Genomic DNA, 1,182 nt, shown 5'->3' on the forward strand with positions numbered 1-1,182 from the left:
GAGCTGGTGGGGGTCGCAGTGGCCAGGGGGAAGCGACTGTTTACTAAAAACACAGGTCCGTGCGAAGTCGTAAGACGATGTATACGGACTGACGCCTGCCCGGTGCCGGAACGTTAAGGGGACCGCTTAGCCAGCGCAAGTTGGCGAAGGTGAGAACTTAAGCGCCGGTAAACGGCGGTGGTAACTATAACCATCCTAAGGTAGCGAAATTCCTTGTCGGGTAAGTTCCGACCTGCACGAATGGCGTAACGACTTCCCCGCTGTCTCAACCGCAGACCCGGTGAAATTGCAGTACGAGTAAAGATGCTCGTTTCGCGCAGCAGGACGGAAAGACCCCGGGACCTTCACTACAGCTTGACATTGGTGTTTGGAACGGCTTGTGTAGGATAGGTGGGAGACTGGGAAGCTCGGACGCTAGTTCGGGTGGAGTCATTGGTGAAATACCACTCTGGTCGTTTTGGATGTCTAACTCTGGTCCGTGATCCGGATCGGGGACAGTGTCTGGTGGGTAGTTTAACTGGGGCGGTTGCCTCCCAAAAGGTAACGGAGGCGCCCAAAGGTTCCCTCAGCCTGGTTGGCAATCAGGTGTTGAGTGTAAGTGCACAAGGGAGCTTGACTGTGAGACTGACGGGTCGAGCAGGAGCGAAAGCTGGGACTAGTGATCCGGCATCGGCGTGTGGAAGCGGTGTCGCTCAACGGCTAAAAGGTACCCCGGGGATAACAGGCTGATCTTCCCCAAGAGTCCATATCGACGGGATGGTTTGGCACCTCGATGTCGGCTCGTCGCATCCTGGGGCTGGAGTAGGTCCCAAGGGTTGGGCTGTTCGCCCATTAAAGCGGTACGCGAGCTGGGTTTAGAACGTCGCGAGACAGTTCGGTCCCTATCCGCTGCGCGCGCAGGAGACTTGAAAGGGGCTGTCCCTAGTACGAGAGGACCGGGACGGACGAACCTCTGGTGTGCCAGTTGTACCGCCAGGTGCACGGCTGGTTGGCTACGTTCGGGAGGGATAACCGCTGAAAGCATCTAAGCGGGAAGCTTGCCTTGAGATGAGGTCTCCCACCCTGTGAGGGGGTAAGGCTCCCGGTAGACGACCGGGTTGATAGGCCGGAGGTGGAAGCACGGTAACGTGTGGAGCTGACCGGTACTAATAGGCCGAGGACTTGACCACAAAGCAGACTTTT

1 rRNA gene (cut by a window edge) is annotated in these 1,182 nt (G+C 57.4%); it reads left to right on the forward strand.

Annotation, left to right across the window (positions count from 1 at the left end):
• A 23S ribosomal RNA gene (locus ACIBVN_RS60730) occupies nucleotides 1-1,169 on the forward strand (its annotated part extends 1,490 nt beyond the left edge of the window); the annotation flags it as partial.
• Nucleotides 1,170-1,182: the final 13 nt, after the last annotated feature.

The organism is Nonomuraea sp. NPDC049400 (assembly GCF_044466425.1).
GTDB lineage: Bacteria > Actinomycetota > Actinomycetes > Streptosporangiales > Streptosporangiaceae > Nonomuraea.